This is a genomic window from Desulfovibrio sp. X2 (genome assembly GCF_000422205.1).
GTDB lineage: Bacteria > Desulfobacterota > Desulfovibrionia > Desulfovibrionales > Desulfovibrionaceae > Alkalidesulfovibrio.
In genome coordinates this window covers 234,735-252,381 of the sequence record NZ_ATHV01000065.1, presented here as the reverse complement: position 1 = coordinate 252,381, position 17,647 = coordinate 234,735, and the positions used below count along the sequence as shown (strand labels likewise).

At 68.4% G+C, this 17,647-nt stretch carries 13 protein-coding genes; 6 read left to right on the top strand and 7 right to left on the bottom strand.

The window, feature by feature from the left end; all coding sequences use genetic code 11:
* Positions 1-231 precede the first annotated feature (231 nt).
* From DSX2_RS16730 to DSX2_RS16720, 3 genes are read left to right on the top strand one after another with little or no spacing between them, the layout of a single operon-like run.
* On the top strand, positions 232-2,037 hold the full coding sequence (locus DSX2_RS16730; RefSeq protein ID WP_020882183.1) for a DEAD/DEAH box helicase: 1,806 nt from the start codon (positions 232-234) through the stop codon (positions 2,035-2,037).
* Positions 2,038-2,044: 7 nt separating this feature from the next.
* A complete protein-coding gene (locus tag DSX2_RS16725) occupies positions 2,045-2,557 on the top strand; it encodes a YaiI/YqxD family protein (RefSeq protein WP_020882182.1) in 513 nt (170 codons plus the stop codon).
* Entirely contained in the window at positions 2,554-3,354 is an 801-nt protein-coding gene (locus DSX2_RS16720; RefSeq protein WP_020882181.1) for a hypothetical protein, read from the top strand. The genes DSX2_RS16725 and DSX2_RS16720 overlap by 4 nt, the downstream gene beginning before the upstream one ends.
* A 7-nt stretch (positions 3,355-3,361) precedes the next feature.
* Here DSX2_RS16720 and DSX2_RS16715 read toward each other — a convergent pair whose 3' ends face one another.
* Both DSX2_RS16715 and DSX2_RS16710 read right to left on the bottom strand, forming a co-directional pair.
* Complete coding sequence (locus DSX2_RS16715) at positions 3,362-3,589, bottom strand: hypothetical protein (RefSeq protein WP_020882180.1); 228 nt, start codon at positions 3,587-3,589, stop codon at positions 3,362-3,364.
* A 164-nt stretch (positions 3,590-3,753) separates the two neighbouring features.
* On the bottom strand, positions 3,754-6,036 hold the full coding sequence (locus DSX2_RS16710) for a methyl-accepting chemotaxis protein (RefSeq protein WP_020882179.1): 2,283 nt from the start codon (positions 6,034-6,036) through the stop codon (positions 3,754-3,756).
* On the opposite strand from DSX2_RS16710, the gene DSX2_RS18450 reads away from it, so the two are divergent.
* A complete protein-coding gene (locus tag DSX2_RS18450; protein ID WP_152512999.1) occupies positions 6,035-6,241 on the top strand; it encodes a hypothetical protein in 207 nt (68 codons plus the stop codon). The genes DSX2_RS16710 and DSX2_RS18450 overlap by 2 nt on opposite strands.
* On the opposite strand, the gene DSX2_RS16705 is transcribed toward DSX2_RS18450, so the two are convergent.
* The 4 genes from DSX2_RS16705 to DSX2_RS16690 form a co-directional block, all read right to left on the bottom strand.
* Positions 6,231-7,349, bottom strand: coding sequence for an acyltransferase family protein (locus DSX2_RS16705; RefSeq protein ID WP_020882178.1), 1,119 nt, complete (start codon positions 7,347-7,349; stop codon positions 6,231-6,233). The genes DSX2_RS18450 and DSX2_RS16705 overlap by 11 nt on opposite strands.
* 442 nt (positions 7,350-7,791) lie before the next feature.
* Positions 7,792-8,658, bottom strand: a complete 867-nt coding sequence (locus DSX2_RS16700) for a hypothetical protein (RefSeq protein WP_020882177.1) — start codon at positions 8,656-8,658, stop codon at positions 7,792-7,794.
* A gap of 442 nt (positions 8,659-9,100) precedes the next feature.
* The gene (locus DSX2_RS16695; RefSeq protein ID WP_020882176.1) at positions 9,101-10,762 is read right to left on the bottom strand and encodes an SAM-dependent methyltransferase; all 1,662 of its coding nucleotides are present in this window, start codon (positions 10,760-10,762) and stop codon (positions 9,101-9,103) included.
* A gap of 136 nt (positions 10,763-10,898) precedes the next feature.
* The gene (locus DSX2_RS16690; RefSeq protein ID WP_020882175.1) at positions 10,899-12,818 is read right to left on the bottom strand and encodes a hypothetical protein; all 1,920 of its coding nucleotides are present in this window, start codon (positions 12,816-12,818) and stop codon (positions 10,899-10,901) included.
* Positions 12,819-13,333: 515 nt separating this feature from the next.
* Here DSX2_RS16690 and DSX2_RS16685 point away from each other — a divergent pair.
* Entirely contained in the window at positions 13,334-14,008 is a 675-nt protein-coding gene (locus tag DSX2_RS16685; RefSeq protein ID WP_020882174.1) for a TetR/AcrR family transcriptional regulator, read from the top strand.
* Positions 13,983-15,212, top strand: coding sequence for an acyltransferase family protein (locus DSX2_RS16680; RefSeq protein ID WP_020882173.1), 1,230 nt, complete (start codon positions 13,983-13,985; stop codon positions 15,210-15,212). Before DSX2_RS16685 ends, DSX2_RS16680 begins: the two co-directional genes overlap by 26 nt.
* Before the next feature lie 19 nt (positions 15,213-15,231).
* Here the strand turns inward: DSX2_RS16680 and DSX2_RS16675 are convergent, their stop codons facing one another.
* Complete coding sequence (locus tag DSX2_RS16675) at positions 15,232-17,580, bottom strand: methyl-accepting chemotaxis protein (protein ID WP_172640041.1); 2,349 nt, start codon at positions 17,578-17,580, stop codon at positions 15,232-15,234.
* Between the last annotated feature and the right edge of the window lie 67 nt (positions 17,581-17,647).

Here is a 17,647-nt window from a genome sequence, read left to right as displayed (position 1 = left end):
CCCCGCCGCCCGTTCCAGGCTACAGATGGATTCGTCGCGCCGTTCTCCCGATCCTTTCCGATCCGCCAGATCCTCCAGATACGGGCCGACCCGCAGAAAACGAGGCCATGCGCGCTTGCGCGCGGCCGGCATATATGAACACGCGCCGCACCCCGGCGCATTTCGCCGCCCGGGCCGCCCGGACGCGGCACACACAACGACACGCCGCGCAAGCGGCACGGACAAGGATTCATGGAAGCTCTGAGATTCGATTCCCTGCCTCTTTCCAAGGAGACGCTTCGCGCCGTGGCCGACATGGGCTTCGAGGAAGCCTCGCCCATCCAGGCCCTGGCCATCCCCCTGCTGATGGAGGGCCGCGACGTGGTCGGCCAGGCCCAGACCGGCACGGGCAAGACGGCCGCCTTCGGCATTCCGGTCCTCGAGATGGTGGACCCCAAGAACCGCGCCGTGCAGGCCATCGTGCTCTGCCCCACGCGCGAGCTGGCCATCCAGGTGGCCGAGGAGTTCACCGCGCTTTCCCGCCATCGCAAGGGGCTGCACGTGGTCCCGGTCTACGGCGGCCAGCCCATCGACCGGCAGTTCCGCGCCCTGCGCCTGGGCGCGCAGGTGGTCATCGGCACCCCCGGCCGGGTCATGGACCACATGGAGCGCGGCACGCTGGACCTCGGCTCCGTGCGCATGGCCGTGCTCGACGAGGCCGACGAGATGCTCGACATGGGATTCCGCGAGGACATCGAGCACATCCTGGACGCGGTGCCCGAGGAGCGCCAGACGGTCTTCTTCTCCGCCACCATGGCCCCGGAGATCATGCGCCTGGCCGAGAAGTACCTGGACGATCCGGCCTTCGCCAAGGTGGCGCACAAGGTGCTCACCGTGCCGAGCATCGAGCAGATCTACTACGAGGTGCACAGGAGCTCGCGGCTCGAGGCCATGTGCCGGGTCCTCGACTTCTACAACCCCAAGCTCTCCATCGTCTTCTCCAACACCAAGCGCGGCGTGGACCAGATCGTGGAGACGCTGCAGGCGCGCGGCTACCTGGCCGACGGCCTGCACGGCGATATGAGCCAGTCCCAGCGCGACCGGGTCATGGGCAAGTTCCGCGGCGGCACGGTGGAGATCCTGGTGGCCACGGACGTGGCCGCGCGCGGTATCGACGTGGAGGACATCGAGGCGGTCTTCAACTACGACGTGCCGAGCGACGTGGAGTACTACGTGCACCGCATCGGCCGCACCGGCCGCGCGGGCCGCAAGGGCCGCGCCTTCTCCTTCGCCTGGGGCAAGGAGTTCTACAAGCTGCGCGACATCCAGCGCTACACCAAGGCCAAGATCGTGCAGCAGCGCGTGCCGAGCCTCGGCGACGTGGAGCAGGTGAAGACCGAGAAGTTCCTCGCCCTGGTGCGCGAGACCATCGCCAAGGGCGAGCTCGAGAAGCAGCTGAAGCTCGTCGAGGAGTTCGTGGAGCAGGAGGACGCCTCCTCCCTGGACCTGGCCGCGGCGCTCCTCAAGATGCTGCTCGGCCCCTCCGCCGAGGAGAAGGCGGGCGAGGCCAGGACCGGCGCGGCCGGGGCCTTCGGCGACACCGGCGCGCAGCAGGGCATGGTCCGGCTGTTCATGAGCGTCGGGCGCTCGCACACCGTGGCGGTCAAGGACGTGGTCGGCGCCATCGCGGGCGAGACCGGTCTGCCCGGCAGGCTCATCGGCAAGATCGAGATCTACGACAAGCACTCCTACGTGGAGGTGCCCGAGGAATACGCCGCGGACGTGGTGCGCATCATGAACGGCAACCAGATCCGCGGCAACCGCGTGTCCATGGAGCCCGCCGTGCGCCGCGAGGGACTGGGCGACGACGGCCTCGAGGGCGAGGGGCCGCGCTTCGGCGACGGCGACCGCGGCAAGCGCTTCGGCGACCGCCAGGGCGACAAGTTCGGCGGCGGCTTCAAGCGTTCCGGGCCGGGCAAGAAGCCTTTCAAGGGCAAGCCGCGTCCTGCCACGGGCGGCTACAAGTCCTACGTCAGCCGCAAGAAGAGCGGGGAATGAGCCGGGCATGAGCGGGAGGTTTCCGGCGGCCTGGCCACCGACTATCTGGGTGGACGACGACGCCTGTCCTTCGGCCATCCGCGAGATCGTGCTGCGCGCCTCCAAGAGGCTCGGCCTGCCCGTGCGCCTGGTGGCCAACCGGCCGCGCATGGTCGACGGCGCCGATCCCGCCCTGGTCGTCGCCGTGCGCGTCCCGGGCGGCTTCGACGAGGCGGACAGGCACATCGCGGAGCACGTCGCGCCCGGCGACCTCGTGGTCACGGCGGACGTGCCGCTGGCGGCGCAGGTGGTGGAGCGGGGCGCCACGGGGCTCAACCCGCGCGGCGAGGTCTACGACGCGGGCAACGTGCGCGGCAAGCTGACCATGCGCAACTTCATGCAGGAGATGCGCGACATGGGGCTGGCCCAGGGCGGTCCCGCGCCGCTCGGCCCGCGCGACCGCCAGCTCTTCGCCGCGAGCCTGGACCGCATCCTGACCACGCAGCAGCGGGCCGCGCAGGACGCAGGCCCCGGCGCATGACGCGCCCAAACCTCGTCCTGGGGCTCGCGGCCGGATACCATGACGGCGACGTCAGGCCCTTTCTCGAGTCGCTACGGCGCACCGGGTTTTCCGGGCGCTGCGTGCTCTTCGTCTCGCCCACCACGCGGGGCACGGAGCGCATGGCCGCGCTCGGCGCACAGATCGTGCCCTTCACGCGGCCGGACGAACTGGCCCACGTGCCCTACAACGCCCTGCGCTACTTCCTTTACCGCGACTTCCTGCAGAAGGCGGACGCGGCCGGGGAGGGGCCCTTTTCCCGCATCCTGCTCACGGACGTGCGCGACGTCGTCTTCCAGCGCGATCCCTTCGCCTTCCCCTGGCCCGCCGGGGTGAGCGCCACGCTCGAGGACGGCCGCATGCGCATCGGCGGCTGCCCGTACATGGCGCACTGGACGCGCGGCCATCTCGGCGCGGACGTGCTGGACGAGCTTTCCGAAAGGCCCATCTCCTGCTCCGGGACCACTGTGGCCGGGCACGCGGCCATGCACGCCTACCTCGCGGCCATGACCGCGCGCCTGCTGCCGTTCGTCCCGGCCCCGCGCATGGCGGGCTACGACCAGGCCGTGCACAACCTGCTCGTGCACCGCGGCCTCCTGCCCGGGCTCGCCGTGCACGACAACGGCGCGCCCATCCTGACGCTCGGCTACGTGGAGGGCGAGGCGGCGCTCGACGCGGCGGGCGACGTGCTCACCCCCTCGGGCGGGCCCGCCCTCATCGTCCACCAGTACGACAGGAAGCCCGAGCTCTTCGCCCGCATCCGCGCCCGCTACGCCTGAGTCCGGCTCAATAATACTGCCAGGCCGTGCCTTCCTCGCGGAAGACCTCGTCCAGCTCCTGGCTGATGCCCACGGCCAGCATCTTCTCGCTCTCGGCCAGGACCACGTTCATGTCCGGGTCCAGGCCCACGTCCAGGGCCACGTCGCGCCAATGCATCCGCACGCCCTCGGCGGCCGAGCGCGCCGTCTTCTCCTGCCCCTGCTTCCTGACCCATCGTCCGACCCATATCCACATGGCTTGGCTCCTCGCGTAGGGGGTTTCCGGGGGAATCAGGACCAGCGTATGCCGGGGAACGGGCGGAATGTAAACCGGCGGGAGAGGCGCAAACGGAAGCGGGCCGGTCGGCTTTCGCCGACCGGCCCGCGGTCTTTTCCTTTATATGAGGCCGTCCCGACGGATCAGCCCTGGCCGCCGTCCTCGGACTGCATCTCCTCGATCAGGTTGCGCAGCACCTGCGCCTGGTCCGCGAGTTCGACCACGGCCCGGGAGGACTGCTGCATGGCGTCCGCGGTTTCGATGGAGATGCGGTTCACCTCGGTGATGGACTGGTTGATCTCCTCGCTGGCCGCGGACTGCTCCTCCGAGGCCGTGGCGATGGAACGCACCTGGTCGGCGGAGACGTCCACGATGGACACGATGGCGCCGAGCTCCTCGCCGGATTTGCCCGCCAGCTCCGTGGCCTGGTCGATGGCCTTGGCCGCGCTGTCCACGCTGGCGACGTTGGAGCGTGCGCCGCTCTGGATGTCGCGGATGGCGCCGCCGACCTCGTTGGTGGCGGTCATGGTCTTCTCCGCGAGCTTGCGCACCTCGTCGGCCACGACCGCGAAGCCCCGGCCCGCGTCGCCCGCCCGCGCGGCCTCGATGGCCGCGTTCAGCGCCAGGAGGTTCGTCTGGTCGGCGATGTCCGAGATGACGTCCATGATCCGGCCGATGCCTTCGGCCTGCCGGCCCAGGACCGCCATGTTCTCCTTGAGCTGCGCCGCCTGGGTCTGCACCTCGCCGATGGCCGCGACCACCTTGCGGACGATCTGGGCGCCTTCCTGGGCCTTCAGCTTGGCCTTGTCCGAGCCTTCCGCGGCCTGGGAGGCGTTGCTCGCCACCTCGAGCACCGTGGCGTTCATCTCGTTCATGGCCGTGGCCGTCTCCTCGGCCCGGGCCTTCTGCTCCACCGCGCCCTTGTTGGACTGCTCGATCTGCACCGAGAGCTGTGAGGAGGCCGAGGTCAGCCGCTCGACCACGTCCGCGAGCTTCCCCGCGGCGCCCAGCATACCCTCGCGCCTGGCCCGCTGGGCCTGCTGCTTGGCCTCTTCCGCCTCGGCCGTGGCCTCCTTGGCCTTGGCGGCCTCTTCGGCGGCCTCGCGGCTCTTGCTCTCGGCCTCGCGGATCATCTGCTGCAGGTTGCCGACCATGGAGCGCAAGGCGTCGGCCAGGGTGCCGATCTCGTCGGCCTGCCGCACGTCGAGCTTATGGCTGAAGTCGCCCTTGGCCACGCTCTGCGCGTAGGCCGCGGCCTTTCTGATGGGACGGGCGAGCCCCCCGGCGAAGAACCAGATCATGGCGATGGCCAGGAGCGCCACGCCGAGCCCCACGCCGACCTGCCAGGCCGCGTTGCTGCGGGCGCGATCGCGCAGGGCGCTTTCGAGCGCGTGCGCGTCGGCCATGACCACGGCGGGCGGGACCTGGATGAGCACGGCCCAGGGCTTGCCGGTCCGGCCGAGCTGGATGGGCGAGATGACCCGGACCATGTCCGAGGTCTTGCCCAGGTCCACCATGTCCGTGCCGGACTGCACGACCTTGAGGGCGCTCTCCCATCCGTCGGGGATGACCTTGCTCATGGGGCCGCCGATGCGCTCGGGCTTGGAGCTGTCCGCCACCACGAGGCCCATGTTGCTGAGCACCACGACCTCGGCCTTGCCGCCGTAGAGCGACTTGGCGACCTCCTGGCTCAGGTCCTGGAGGAAGTTGAGGCGCAGGTCCGTGCCCGCCACGCCGAGGAACCTGCCGTTGACCGTGATGGGCACGGACAGGGTGGTCAGCCAGTCCTTCTTGCCCTGCACGATGTAGGGGAAGGGGTCGAGCACGCTCTCCTTGCCGGTCTCCTTGGGGCCCAGGTACCAGCCGCCCTTGCGCACGCCGTTCTCGTGCTTCTCCTGGCTCTCGTACTCCACCAGGGGCTGCCGGGCGATCTTGCCGTGCTCGTCGCGGTTCCAGTAGGGCACGAAGCGGCCGCTCGCGTCGAAGCCGTGCGTCGTGTCGCCCATGTGGTCCGTGTCCATTCCGTCCAGGGCGTTGGGCGCCCAGGCGGAGTAGGTGCCCAGGAACTTGGGGTTGTCCTCGAGCACGCTGAGCAGGATGTCGTTCAGGGTGTCGGCGATGTTCGCGGAGCCGTGGTCCGTGGTCGCGTCCCATTCCTTCTTCAGGACGCCGAAGGTGTCCGCCAGGGTGCGCGCGGTGTCCAGGTTCACCTGCAGCTCGCTCTGGATGAACCCGGCCTGCTTGCCCGCGATGGCCAGGAGACTCTCCTTGGTGGTCTTGTCCACGAGGTCGGCCACGTGCGCCGTCACGTAGCCCTGCGTGGCCCTGGTCGCGCTCACGGCGTAGACGACCAGCGCCGCGGCCGTGACCAGCAGGCAGAGCCCGGACAGGACGGCGATCTTCAGTTTGATGGATTTGAATTGCATGGCCATGGTCTCCTCTGAAGAGATTTCCGGAAAGGCAGGCGCCATGCCTTCCTTTTTGGGAAAACGCTGCTCCGATGGAGACTATTGCGTGGCCGAAAAGGCGCAATTATTTTCCGCAACCTTCGCGGATGTTCGTTCAGCCGAAAATCGGCAGGCTGCCGAAAGATGCCGTCGGGAGTGGATTTTCTTGATTTCTAGAGCTTGATGAATATCTTGCGCGCGTTCAGGATCCAGGCCACGCCGAGCCACAGGAGGCAGGCGCTGCAAGCCCAGGCAAGGGAGGCGGCGTGCGGCGGCAGCCAGGAGGAGTAGCCGCCGCGGTAGAGGTAGTAGTGCAGGTCGATCTGCGTGCCAGGGCCGTCCGTGAGCTTCACGGCGTGCAGCCCCTTCTCCGTGAGGGTGGAGAGGCAGTAGATGGCCAGCGGGTTCCTGCCGCAGACGACCAGGGGGCGCGCCCAGGCCGTGAGGCCGTGCACGTCCATGACCTGGCGGAAGAGCGTGAGGAGCATGAGCCCCGCGCCGCAGGCCACGAGCACGAAGGAGCTGGTGCACAGGCTCTTGTTGATGGGGAACCAGGCGTTCCAGGCCGAGCCGAGGAGCACGAGGCCCACGCCCCAGAGGAACATGCGCGGCGCGGAGCACTTGATTTCGCCCTTGGCCCAGAGTCCGGGGAAGAGCCCGATGAGGGCGATGCAGACGGCGGGCAGGGTGCTCAGGAGGCCCTCCGGGTCCCAGCCCGCGTCGTAGTCCCAGAGGTGGCCGCGCATGAGCAGGCGGTCGAGCCAGGCCGCCAGGTTGGTCCCCTTGTCCAGGCTCGCGTGGCCGACCCCGGGCACGGGGACGAGGGCCATGACCAGCCAGTAGCCGAGGAGCGTGGCCGCTATGATCCAGAGGATCTTCCTGCGTTTGAGGGAGAGGTGGAGGAGGGCCGCGGCCGCGTAGACCACGGCGATGCGCTGCAGCACGCCGGGGATGCGGATGGTCGCGAGGTCGTAGTCCGGGAAGCCGTTCAGCACGAGGCCGAGGACGAAGAGGACGGCCGCCCGTTTGAGGACGTGCGCCACGGTCGCGGCATTGTCCTCGGGCGAGGCGTTTTTGCGCACGGAGACCGCGATGCTGGCGCCGACGATGAAGAGGAAGAAGGGGAAGACGAAGTCGGCCAGATGCAGGCCGTGCCAGGGGGCGTGGGTCAGCGGGGGATAGGCGAACTCGTAGTTGCCCGGGTTGTTGGCCATGATCATCCCGAGGATGGTCAGGCCGCGCAGGGCGTCGAGGGACACGAGGCGCTTCTGCGGCGCGCTGCTTGCGGGCATGGTCTCTGTTTTCCTTGCTCGGGGTCGTACCCGCCCGCGTCCGGCCTTCCTGCTCGCGGTCTTCCGCCCGGCTGCCCGTGGGCGCGCGGACGCAGGGAAGCGCGGTTTCATGAAGGGCGGAGGCGGTGCGGTGTCTTTGCCGGTGTTTCGCCCGATCCGGCGGACTGTGAAGTCGCCGGGGGCGCGTGCGGTTGCGGCTGTGTCCTTCGCGCGGCGTTTGGTGTCTGTTCGGACGGCAAGGACCTCTCATACGCTTTTTCCGCGTCCTGGGAAGCTCTCCGTTCGCGCGCCCGGCGATCGAGGTCCGGCGAGGCTTGCGGGGCGGATGGCCGGACACGGGCGGCATGCTCTCCGCTTCTGCGGACGCAAGGAGGCGGGGACGCATGCGTCCCCGCCTCCTGCTGTCCCGTGGGACAGGCCGGTCGGCCGGTGCGCTCGGGCCTCAGGACCTTCTGCGCAGCTTCAGGCCGCAGAGCCCGGCCAGGCTGGAGCCGAGAAGGAGCATCGTGCAGGGCTCAGGGGTGGCGGTGGGGTTGTCGTTGCCGCCGGAGATCACGAAGTTGTTCGCCAGCACGGCGGGCAGGCCGTTGTCGGCGAAGATGTCCACGATGTTGCCGCTCAGGGCGCCGGTGACGTCGGTACGGAAGATGGTGGTGTCGCTGTCCGTGAAGGGGAAGGTGATGCCCGCGTCGATGGGGTTGCCCGAGCCGATGGGGCCGACCTCGTAGTGGAAGTGGCCGTCGGGCGTGGACGTGCCGTGCACGCCGTTGGCCGAGCCGGTCAGCAGGCCGATGGCGGGCATGCCCGCGCTGTTGGACTCCATGGCCATGACCGCGCCGTTGAATTCGCCGATGAAGCCGTGGCCGCTCAGGGCGGCGTAGGTCGCGGCGTTCACGAAGAGCCGGTCCAGGTTGGCGTCGAAGGGGTCGCCGCCGTTGGCGCCGAAGAGGTTGTCGGCGAGGTCGTTGGTGAACACGGCCACGCCGCCCTGGGTCGCCCCGCTGCCCACGTAGGCGGCGATGTTGGCGGCCGCGGCCGCGCTCAGCGCCGAGCCGAAGCTTGCGTCGTAGCGGCTGACGATGACCGACTTGTACGAGCTCAGGAATCCCGCGGTCTCGAGGTCGCTGGTGGAGACCAGGTCGTAGGATCCCGGGCCGAAGGCGTTGTCCAGGGAGGGGAGAATGCCGTTTCCGCCGCCGCCGGGAGTCGTGTTGCCGTCCAGCCAGACGGCGAACGTGGGGGCCGCCATGCCCTGGACCGGAAACGCCAGGAGCAGGATGAGCCCGAGAAGTGTCAAGAGCCTCTTCATTGCGAGTACCTCCGCGTAAGTTTTACGTCAGCAAAGCGACTGCGCCGTTTGTAAAGAAATGTCAGTGACGGAGTTACTCACGCAATGAACATGCCACTTTTCGTCATCGTTTATCTATCTTATGCTAACATGATATTTTTATTGACTTTATTTATATAAAGATGGTTCATCATGTTCATCGCCGGAGCGTTCCGAACGCCTCGCGCATGGAGGGCCTGTAAGGAAGGCCGACAAGCCCGGCTTAAAGACGAATCATTTCAAAATGATTTCCGGGATCGGCGGGCAAGGGCAGTGTAAATCATTGCGACAGGGAGGAGCGAAGCAGACAGGCTGCCGTCAGGATGAAAGCCGCCGGCGTTCAGCGAACGGGGGGCAGCTGGGGCCGGGCTCTCCGCCCGCCGGTTGTCCCGGCCCGGACTGTGGCCGCAGCTAAGGGCCCGGCTCAGAGCCTGGCGCAGACCAGGCGAGTGACGCCGCTCTTGTGCAGGCTGCTGCCGTGGGCGGCGAAGGCGCGCGCGTTCAGCTCGGCTGGCGCGAGGTTCTCGACCCGGGAGAAGCCGAGGCCGGTGAGGGCCGCCGTGAGCTCGTCCGGAACGAAGTCCGTCTTCCAGGGCTCGCCGTGCGAGGCTGCCCATCGCTCGACCATCTCGCGGCCCGTGCGCTCGCGGGAACCGAGGTGCTGCGGCGCCACGGCGTAGTCGAAGACCACGCCGCCGCCCGGGGCGCAGGAGGCGACGAAGCCGAGCGTGTCCATGATCGCGGCCTGCCCGATGTACATGGTCACGCCGAGCCAAGAGAAGAAGGCCGGAGCGCCGCGCTCGAAGCCGCCGCGCGCGAGGGCCTCGGCCAGGGCGCCGGAGCCGGGGGAGGCCTCGAGGTCGAGGGGCACGTAGACGGCGTTCTCGGGCTCCGCGATGCCGGACCGGCGCAGGAGACGCCGCTTCCAGGCCTGCGTCTCCGCGAGGTCGACCTCGAAGATCCGGCAGCCCGCGTCCTCGCGGTGGCGGCAGGCGAAGGTGTCGAGCCCGGCGCCCAGGACCACGCACTGGCGCACGCCGCGCCGCCGCGCCGCGTCCCACTCGTCCTCGGCGAGCCTGGAGCGCGCGACCACGGAGGCCCGAAGGCTCGGGTACGGGGACTGGGTGTAGCGCTCCACCCCCTGGCGCAGGGCGGCCTCTTCTGCCTCGCCGAGCACGGTCAGGGCCAGGGGGTCATCGAAGATTCGGGGCGTGTCCAGGAGCTGGTGCGCGGCGCGCAGCACGGCCACGCGCATGGCGCTCGGCTTGGGCTCGGGCAGGCCCGTCGGGACCGGCGCGACCGGGACCGGCGCAACCGGGACCGGCGCGGCCGGAATATCCGCGGGCGGGGTCTCCGCGCTTTCGTCCGCGTCCCTGCCGTCGCGCAGCGCGGCCGCGGCGCGCGAGAGCCAGTCGATCAGCTCGGGCGTCACGCCGCTTATCTCCCGCGCACGCGTCTCGCGCTCGTGCACGGTCCGAAGCCCCGCGGCCAGGGCGAGATCGCCGCCGGTGGCGGCGCGCAGCAGGACCAGCCATTCCCCGGCCAGCCTCCGCGCCTCCTCGTCCCCGGGGGCGACGCCGCGCCGCATTGCCGCGGCCGCCGCGTCGAGCAGCCGCCGCCAGGCAGGCCCGGCATCCGGCCCGGCCGCCTCCCGGTTCCTGCGCAGCGCGGCGACCTCGTCCCGGCTGAGATGCTTCTCGTAGAGCGCCATCATCTCAAGCACCTCCAGGCAGTCCCGCGCGTTCGCGCTACCGCCGCGCGCGATGCGGTCCTTGAGCCTCGCGAGCCGCGCCCGCAGGTCCTGGGCGCGCTCGATCCGCTCGTCGAGGTCGTGCAGCTGCCGGTCCACGATGTCCGGGAAGGAGATGGCGGGGTCGTCCAGCACGGCGCGGACCTCGGCCAGGGAGCAGCCGATCTGCTTCAGCGCCTGGATGGCGTGCAGCCGCCGCACGTCGTCCTGCCCGTAGAGCCGAAATCCGCTCGCCGTGCGCTCGGAGGGCGTGAGCAGGCCGATGTGGTCGTAGTGGTGCAGCGTGCGCATGGTGATGCCGGTGAGCCGCGCGAGCTTGCCTGTCTTGATGGGCATGGCCGTCTCCTTTCCGGGCGTCATTCAATTTTGCGCCCGTGACCCGACCCTAAACCTTGACGTTGCGTCAGGGGCAAGCGGAAAGTTCCGCAGGCCCCCGGTGGCACCTTTGCGGCGGCCGGGAATTCCGCCCGGCCTATTGGCGACCGCTCCGAGCGGCCGCACGGTCCGGGTCGTGCCTGAAAAGGGAGAGGTCCTTGCACTCCTTGGCCGGAAAGTCCGCATCCAATCTCCAGAGTTTGCCGAAGTCGTCCGGTCTTTCGACATACTTCTCCACCAGACTCAAGGCCTCATCCTTGCGGCCGAACCGGACCAGTGCCAGGGTCGCAGCCTTTGCAGGGTCCGTCGGATAGCGGCCTGTCTGGTAGCGCAGGAAAACGTCTCGCAGGGCTGGAGCGGTCTGCGCGGCCCGTTCACGGCCTGCCGTGCACAGCCCTTCGGCCGCGCCGGTGACGATCTCCCGCACGGGATTCACGAGCAGGGATTCCAGCAACTCTACGCCGTGAGGATCTACTGCGCCCAGAGGGAAGAAGAGGGGAACGATGGCCGCCAGTTTGGTTTTTTCCTTGTCCAAGTCGGTGCTCAGGCGGGGTCTGCCTGCAGTGTCGACCACGTACTCGGGGAACGGCTCGAGGGCGGCGTCCCGGACGATCCGGTGTAGCCGAGCAGCGTAAGGAGCGAGTGCCTCCGCAGGCATGGCGGCGACCCCGGCGCTCAGGGCGGACAGCATCCCGCGCTCCGTCAGGCCGCTGGACACGGTTATCCTGTCCAGCATGTCGGGAAGGAGGGGCGCGAGCGTTTGCGCGTGGTAGTAGAAGAGGCCATAAAAGAGAGGAGCTGTGATCCGTCTGTCACGAATCACCTGCTGCACCATATCCACGTCCTGCGGGGTGATCGGACGCTTCTGTATGCCTCTGAAATAATCTCCCAAGAGGTCGAGCTGCGCCTTGTCGAAGGCAGGGGTGGAGGAGGAAGGAGCGGCCAGCATCTCCCGCACAGCGGCGTCCGTATCCACGGTCTCGCTCACGGGATCGAGCCTGAAGCCGAGCCGCTGCATGAGGACGGCGGTGTAGATGAGCGGATTGTAGATTCGTCTTCTGCGGGCGAGGGCGGGCTTGATGTCGAGCCCGCTGTTGTCGCTTGCCCAGATGAAGAGAGGCATGGCGAGGACATGGCTCGAGAATGACGTCGAGCTCACGGCAGGAGCGGCCTTCGGGCCGTCGCCCAGGGTCACCGTGATCCGCGTGCGACGCGTGCGGTAGAGGAGGAATCCGTCGTCCCAGACGTCCTCTACTTCCTTCACCGCGACGTCCACGGGCGCATATTCCTCGCCCCTGCGGGCCGCGAGGCATTCCCCCGTGGCGATCCTGGCCCGAACAGCGGGAATGCTGGAGGACAATACGCCGCAGTCCGGCCTGTGTTCGATGGTGTATGCGACGAATCCAGTCGGATTCCTATTGGCGTACTTCAAATACGACCAGTTGGTCGATTGCTTGTCGTATTCGACCACCTCCTCGACCTCCCCGTTGTAGAGCAACCGCTGGCAGGTTTTGTCGCACTGGCGGCCGGACGTGGATGTCAGGGCGATGGACCGGATGGCAATGGGCTGCCACCGGTCCATGTCGCCGCGGCTCTGCTCCTGTGCGGCTGCCCGGAAACTGTAGCGCGAGAGCAATGGCAGGCCGATTCCGATGGCGCCCACGAGGGTAAGGGAGACGGCGCGCGCCATGGTGCGGTGCCTCGCTTCCCGCCAGGGGAGGAAGAAGGGCAGCAGCAGGATGGAGTAGAGAAGGACCGTGTTGGAGACCATGAGCAGAAGGCCCGGCAGTATGAGGAAGAAGAACCCGTAGACGAGTGCGACAGGCGAATGGGACAGCGCGGCGAGGATGCCGAGCACCGTGAAATACCGTCGCACTCGCCGTCCCTTGAGCGGCGCGATGGACCTGAAGCGTGTCCGATCCTCTTTGCTCAGGTAGCGAAGGAAAGGACGTATGACGGCGAAAGTGACGATGATCGTCCCGAAGGTGATCTCGGGGTCAGGGTAGGGAGTGGACATTGCGGTCATCCTTCCCGCGCGGACGGCCGCCACGATGCGGGCGCAGGGCACGGATTTCGCGGAAGCCGAGCCCGTCTCCCCAAGGGCCGCTTCCTGCACATGTTCCGACATCCGGCGACGGTCCACGACGGTCCGTCGGCCAAGCCGCATCCGTACGGCGGCTGTAAATAACCATACGGATATCGGAAACGGAATTCAAACGAAGAATCGCCCCCCGGTGCCCTCTCCCGCCGCCTCCCGGCTGCGAACGCGCTGTCAGGGAGGAACGTCGGGCAAGGCAGGCCGTAGGGACCGTGGCGCCCTGTCCGGCGAGCTCCCGCAAGGCCCGGGGGGCGTCGCGCATGGGGCAGCCGCCGCTTCGGCCGAACAGGGGATGCGCCCGTCCGACCCGAGGTGGCAGGGCATCCTGAGGCGTCTTCTTCTTTTTTTCTGCTGCTGCTGCCGCTTGACAGCCCGGCCGGATTGCGTGATTGATGTATTATACATTTGTATAACTCGTCGGTTCAGGAGCGGGCATGTCGGGAGCAGGCAAGGGCGACGCCAGGGCGCGGCTGTTCATGGCCGCGGTACGGGTCTTCGCGGCCAGGGGGTACAAGGGGGCCACGGTCCGGGAGATCTGCGCCGAGGCCGGGGCCAACCTCAACGCCGTGGTCTACTATTTCGGCGGCAAGGCCAAGCTGTACCAGGCCGTGCTCGAGGTGCTCTTCACCGAGGGACGGCGGCAGATGGAGGAACGGCTGGCCGAGGCCGCGGGCATGACGGCCGAGGAACGGCTGCGGCTCCTGCTCGAGGTCACCTGCCGCCTGCTCTTCGCAGGCGGGGAGCTGAGCCGGGCCTTCGTGCGCATCTACGCCCAGGAATTGATCAACCCGTCGCCCTTCCTCGGCGGCATGATCGAGCGCCACAGCCGGACGCAGGTGAAGGACGCCCTCGGCATGGTCACCGAGGTCGTGGGCCCCGGCATCCCGCACAACGTGCTGGTCGACTGCCTGATGAGCCTCCTCGGTCCGGCGGTCTACCAGTCCTTCATCTGGCCGGTCATGCGGCCCGTGTTCCCGGACCATCCCGCCATGGAGGAATACTGGCCCAGGCTGGCCGATCACCTGTACCGCTTCAGCATGGCCGGGCTGGCTGCCGTGCGGGAAGCAGCCGAGGAGGCGCGTCATGGCGAGAGGAACGAGCCCCGCTGAGCGCATCCGCTTCCTGGACAATCTGCGGACGTTCTGCGTGCTGGCCGTTGTGGCGCTGCACGCCTGCATGGCCTACGCCTCGCTGGTGCCCTGGTGGTACGTCACGGACCGGGCGAGGAGCGACGTCCTGAACCTCGTGCTCCTCGTGGCGGACGGGTTCACCATGCCCACGCTCTTCTTCATCGCGGGCTATTTCGCTCTCGCCTCCCTGCGGCGGCACGGCTGCCGGGGATTCCTGGCGGGCAAGCTGCGGAGGCTCGGCATCCCCCTCGTGGCGCTCACCTTCCTCTACTGCCCCGTCATCTCCTACGTGGCCTACCTCGGCCAGGGCGGCACGCGGGGCTACCTCGGCTACTGGGCGGGGCTCCTGCCCCTGGCCGCGGACTGGCGCTTCCGCCTCTTCGCCCCGTTCGAGCGCCTGCCGGTCTGGCGCGGCCTGCTCTGCCCCTACCACCTGTGGTTTCTCGCCCTGCTCCTGGTCTTCTGCCTCCTGCTGGCCGCGGCCGGGGCCGTGCTCGGCCGCCGGGTGATGGAGGAAGGGGATACCGTCCCCGGCAGACCCGGGTTCGGCGTCTTCCTCGCCCTGGCCCTGGCGGTGGGGCTGGTCGAGGCTTTTGCCCAGACGCGGACGCCGGACATCTCCTGGGCGAGCCTTGGCCCCCTGCTGGTCTTCCAACCGGCGCGGCTTCCGCTCTATGTGGGGATTTTCGGCCTGGGCGCCTACGCCAGGCAGAGACGCTGGTTCACCGTCTTCGGAATTCCCGGTCCGGCGTGGTGCTGGGGGCTGCTCTCCGCCGTCGGCTTCGCGGCCATGATCGCCAGCGGCATGGCCAACCTCGCGCCCGGGGAGAAGTTCCTCCTCGTGCCTGCGGCGCACGGATTGGCCCGGACCTTCTTCGCCCTGGCCTTCCTCGGCCTGCTCGCGGTCGTCGCCCGGCGCCGCTGGAACGGCTCCGGGGCGATCAGCGCGAGCCTCGCGGCGGCCTCCTACGACACCTACCTGATCCACCTGCCGCTGGTCGTGGTGCTGCAGTATCTGCTCGCGGGCGCGGCCCTGCCGGGCCTGGCCAAGTTCGGGCTCGTCCTTGCCGGGAGCGTCCCGGCCTGCCTCGGCGCGAGCGCGCTCCTGGAGCGCCGCAGGATGGTCTGGGCCCCGGCCGGGGTCCTGGCCGTGTTCGGGACCTGCCTGCTCGCCTGGGGCTGAGCGGACCGGACCTTCGCGGTCAGGCCATCGACGGCTCGGGCGCGCACTCCGTCGGGTTCTGGCTGAGCTCCATCTCGTCGATCAGGCCGCGCAGGATGCGCGACTGCTCGGCGAGCTCGCGCATGGCCCGGGTGGCCTCGCGCATGGCCTGGCTCGTCTCGCCCGCGATGACGTTGACCTCGTCGATGGAGCGGCTGATCTCCTCGCTCGCGGCGGACTGCTCCTCCGAGGCCGCGGCGATGGCGCGGACCTGGTCCGAGGCGTTGTCCGCCAGGGCGAGGATCTCCCGCAGGGAGGCGCCCGAGAGATCGGCCATCTCCGTGGCCTGCTCCACCGTGCCCGCCACCCGCCCGGCGCCCACGATGTTCCGCTGCGTGCCTTCCTGTATGCTGTGGATGGCCTCCGCCACCTCGCGCGTGGCGTGCATGGTCTTTTCCGCGAGCTTCCTGACCTCGTCGGCCACCACGGCGAAGCCCCGGCCCGCGTCGCCCGCGCGTGCGGCCTCGATGGCCGCGTTGAGCGCCAGGAGGTTCGTCTGGTCGGCGATGTCGCTGATGACGTCGAGCACCTTGCCGATGCCCTCGGCCTGTTCCCCGAGCGACGCCATGTCGCGGCGGAGTTCCTCGGACTGCTGGCGCACCTCCTTGATGCCCTCGACGATCCTGGCCACCATCTCCGAGCCCTCTATCGCCTTGCCGCGCGTGTTCTCCGAGGTCTTGGAGGCGCCGCTCGCGCTGCTGGCCACCTCGAGGATGGTGCTGGTCATCTGCCCGATGGCCGCCGCGGTCTCGGTTATCCGCGTCTGCTGCGACTCGGCCGAGGAGGCCGTGGTCGCTATGTGCGATTCGAGCGTTCCGGAATGGGAGGCGAGCTCCTTGGACACGTCCTCGATCTTCAGTGCGACGCAGTGGATCCTGTCCCTGTGGGCCTCGATTGTCGCCTTCTGGGCCATGAGCTCGGTCAGGTCCGTGACCAGGGCGATGCCCGCGATGACGCGGCCGTCGAGGTCGTAGACCGGGGTCGCGTCGATCTTGCACTTGAGGGTCTTGTTCGTGCGCGTGGCCACGTCGGCCATGAGCCCGAGGATGGGCTTGCGGCTCGTGCACGCCTTCTGCGTGATCGTGGCGCGGCTCGGGTCTCCGTAGAAGAACTCGGCCGCGGTCATGTCCGCGTAGTCCTTGGGCGTGCCGCCGATCTCCAAAAGGTCGATGACGTGCTGATTGACGTAGAGCAGCCTGCCCTCGGCGTCCGAGACCACGACCGGCAGGGAGAGCCCCTCCAGGATGCCCTGCGAGAAGCCGAGCCTGTTCTTCAGCACCTCCACCATCCTGCCTATGCCCGCGGAGAGGTGGGCGAACTCGTACTTGTAGGTGCCGGTGAGCCGGGCCTTGAAGTCGCCCTCGGCCAGCTTGTCCACGTAGGTCGCGAGATGGCGCACGGGCACGAGGACCAGGCGGTCGAGCAGGAAGAGCAGCGCGGCGAGCAGCAGGACGGCCTCGACGGCGCCCGCGGCGATGAGCCATGTCCGCTGCTTCTTGGCCGAGAGGGCGAGTTCGTCCTTGTAGGCAGTGGTCACGACGGTCCAGTCGGTGCCGGGAATGTTGTGCCACGCCTGTATCTTCCGGGCGCCGTCCCAGACGTACTCCTGGGTGCCGGAGGGGCTCGAGACGGACTTGCGGATGAAGTCCATGTCCGAAAGATTCTTGCTGATCAGGCTCTTCTGGGGATGCAGGACGATCGTGCCCGCGGCGTTGACGATGTAGGGGTAGCCGGTCTGCCCGATCCTGACGTCGTCGATGTACGTCTTCAGGAGACCGTCGATGCTCACCGCGACGAGCGCGCCGCCCACGACCCTGCCGTTCGCGCGCACCGGCCAGGCGTAGGTGCAGACCGGCTTGCCGGTCAGGCGGCTCTTGATGGGCAGGGACGGGACGAATTCCTTGCCCGCAAGGGCCGCCTTGACGTAGTCGCGGTCGGAAAGATCGAGCGCCCCTGCGCTCTTGCCGCCCGGCATCCGCAGGAAATCGGACCTGCCCTTGTCGTCGAACAGGGCGATCGTCTCTATCAGCGGATTCAGCGTGAACAGCTGGTCGGCCGTCTGCTCGGCCGACGCCTTGTCGCCGCCCTCAAGGAGCTGCAGCGCGGAGGGATTCTCGGCCATGAAGCGGGCGTCCGCGAGCGCATCGCGGGTGAACGATGCGAAGACGCTGGCAAGCGTCGAAGACATCCGCTCCATGTTCTGCGTCTGCGTCTCGACGGCATACGAATAGGAAGATTCGTCGACGTGGTACGTCGTTATCGCCGTTCCCGCGAGTATGAGGATGAAGAACAGGAGGCCGAGGACGGTCCGTATGCTGCGTGCGTGCATGATCCCCCCCATGCCGTGTCTTTCCGGCATGCATGGCGTGAATGCATGTCCCTACGGAAGCCGTGAT

Bases quoted from the DNA above. Each gene is read 5' to 3' on its own strand.
- DSX2_RS16705 (WP_020882178.1), bottom strand. From the start codon at position 7,349: ATGCCCGCAAGCAGCGCGCCGCAGAAGCGCCTCGTGTCCCTCGACGCC.
- DSX2_RS18450 (WP_152512999.1), top strand. From the start codon at position 6,035: ATGGCCATGGTCTCCTCTGAAGAGATTTCCGGAAAGGCAGGCGCCATG.
- DSX2_RS16685 (WP_020882174.1), top strand. From the start codon at position 13,334: ATGTCGGGAGCAGGCAAGGGCGACGCCAGGGCGCGGCTGTTCATGGCC.
- DSX2_RS16715 (WP_020882180.1), bottom strand. From the start codon at position 3,589: ATGTGGATATGGGTCGGACGATGGGTCAGGAAGCAGGGGCAGGAGAAG.
- DSX2_RS16730 (WP_020882183.1), top strand. From the start codon at position 232: ATGGAAGCTCTGAGATTCGATTCCCTGCCTCTTTCCAAGGAGACGCTT.
- DSX2_RS16675 (WP_172640041.1), bottom strand. From the start codon at position 17,580: ATGCACGCACGCAGCATACGGACCGTCCTCGGCCTCCTGTTCTTCATC.
- DSX2_RS16695 (WP_020882176.1), bottom strand. From the start codon at position 10,762: ATGCCCATCAAGACAGGCAAGCTCGCGCGGCTCACCGGCATCACCATG.
- DSX2_RS16725 (WP_020882182.1), top strand. From the start codon at position 2,045: ATGAGCGGGAGGTTTCCGGCGGCCTGGCCACCGACTATCTGGGTGGAC.
- DSX2_RS16680 (WP_020882173.1), top strand. From the start codon at position 13,983: ATGGCGAGAGGAACGAGCCCCGCTGAGCGCATCCGCTTCCTGGACAAT.
- DSX2_RS16690 (WP_020882175.1), bottom strand. From the start codon at position 12,818: ATGTCCACTCCCTACCCTGACCCCGAGATCACCTTCGGGACGATCATC.
- DSX2_RS16720 (WP_020882181.1), top strand. From the start codon at position 2,554: ATGACGCGCCCAAACCTCGTCCTGGGGCTCGCGGCCGGATACCATGAC.
- DSX2_RS16700 (WP_020882177.1), bottom strand. From the start codon at position 8,658: ATGAAGAGGCTCTTGACACTTCTCGGGCTCATCCTGCTCCTGGCGTTT.
- DSX2_RS16710 (WP_020882179.1), bottom strand. From the start codon at position 6,036: ATGCAATTCAAATCCATCAAACTGAAGATCGCCGTCCTGTCCGGGCTC.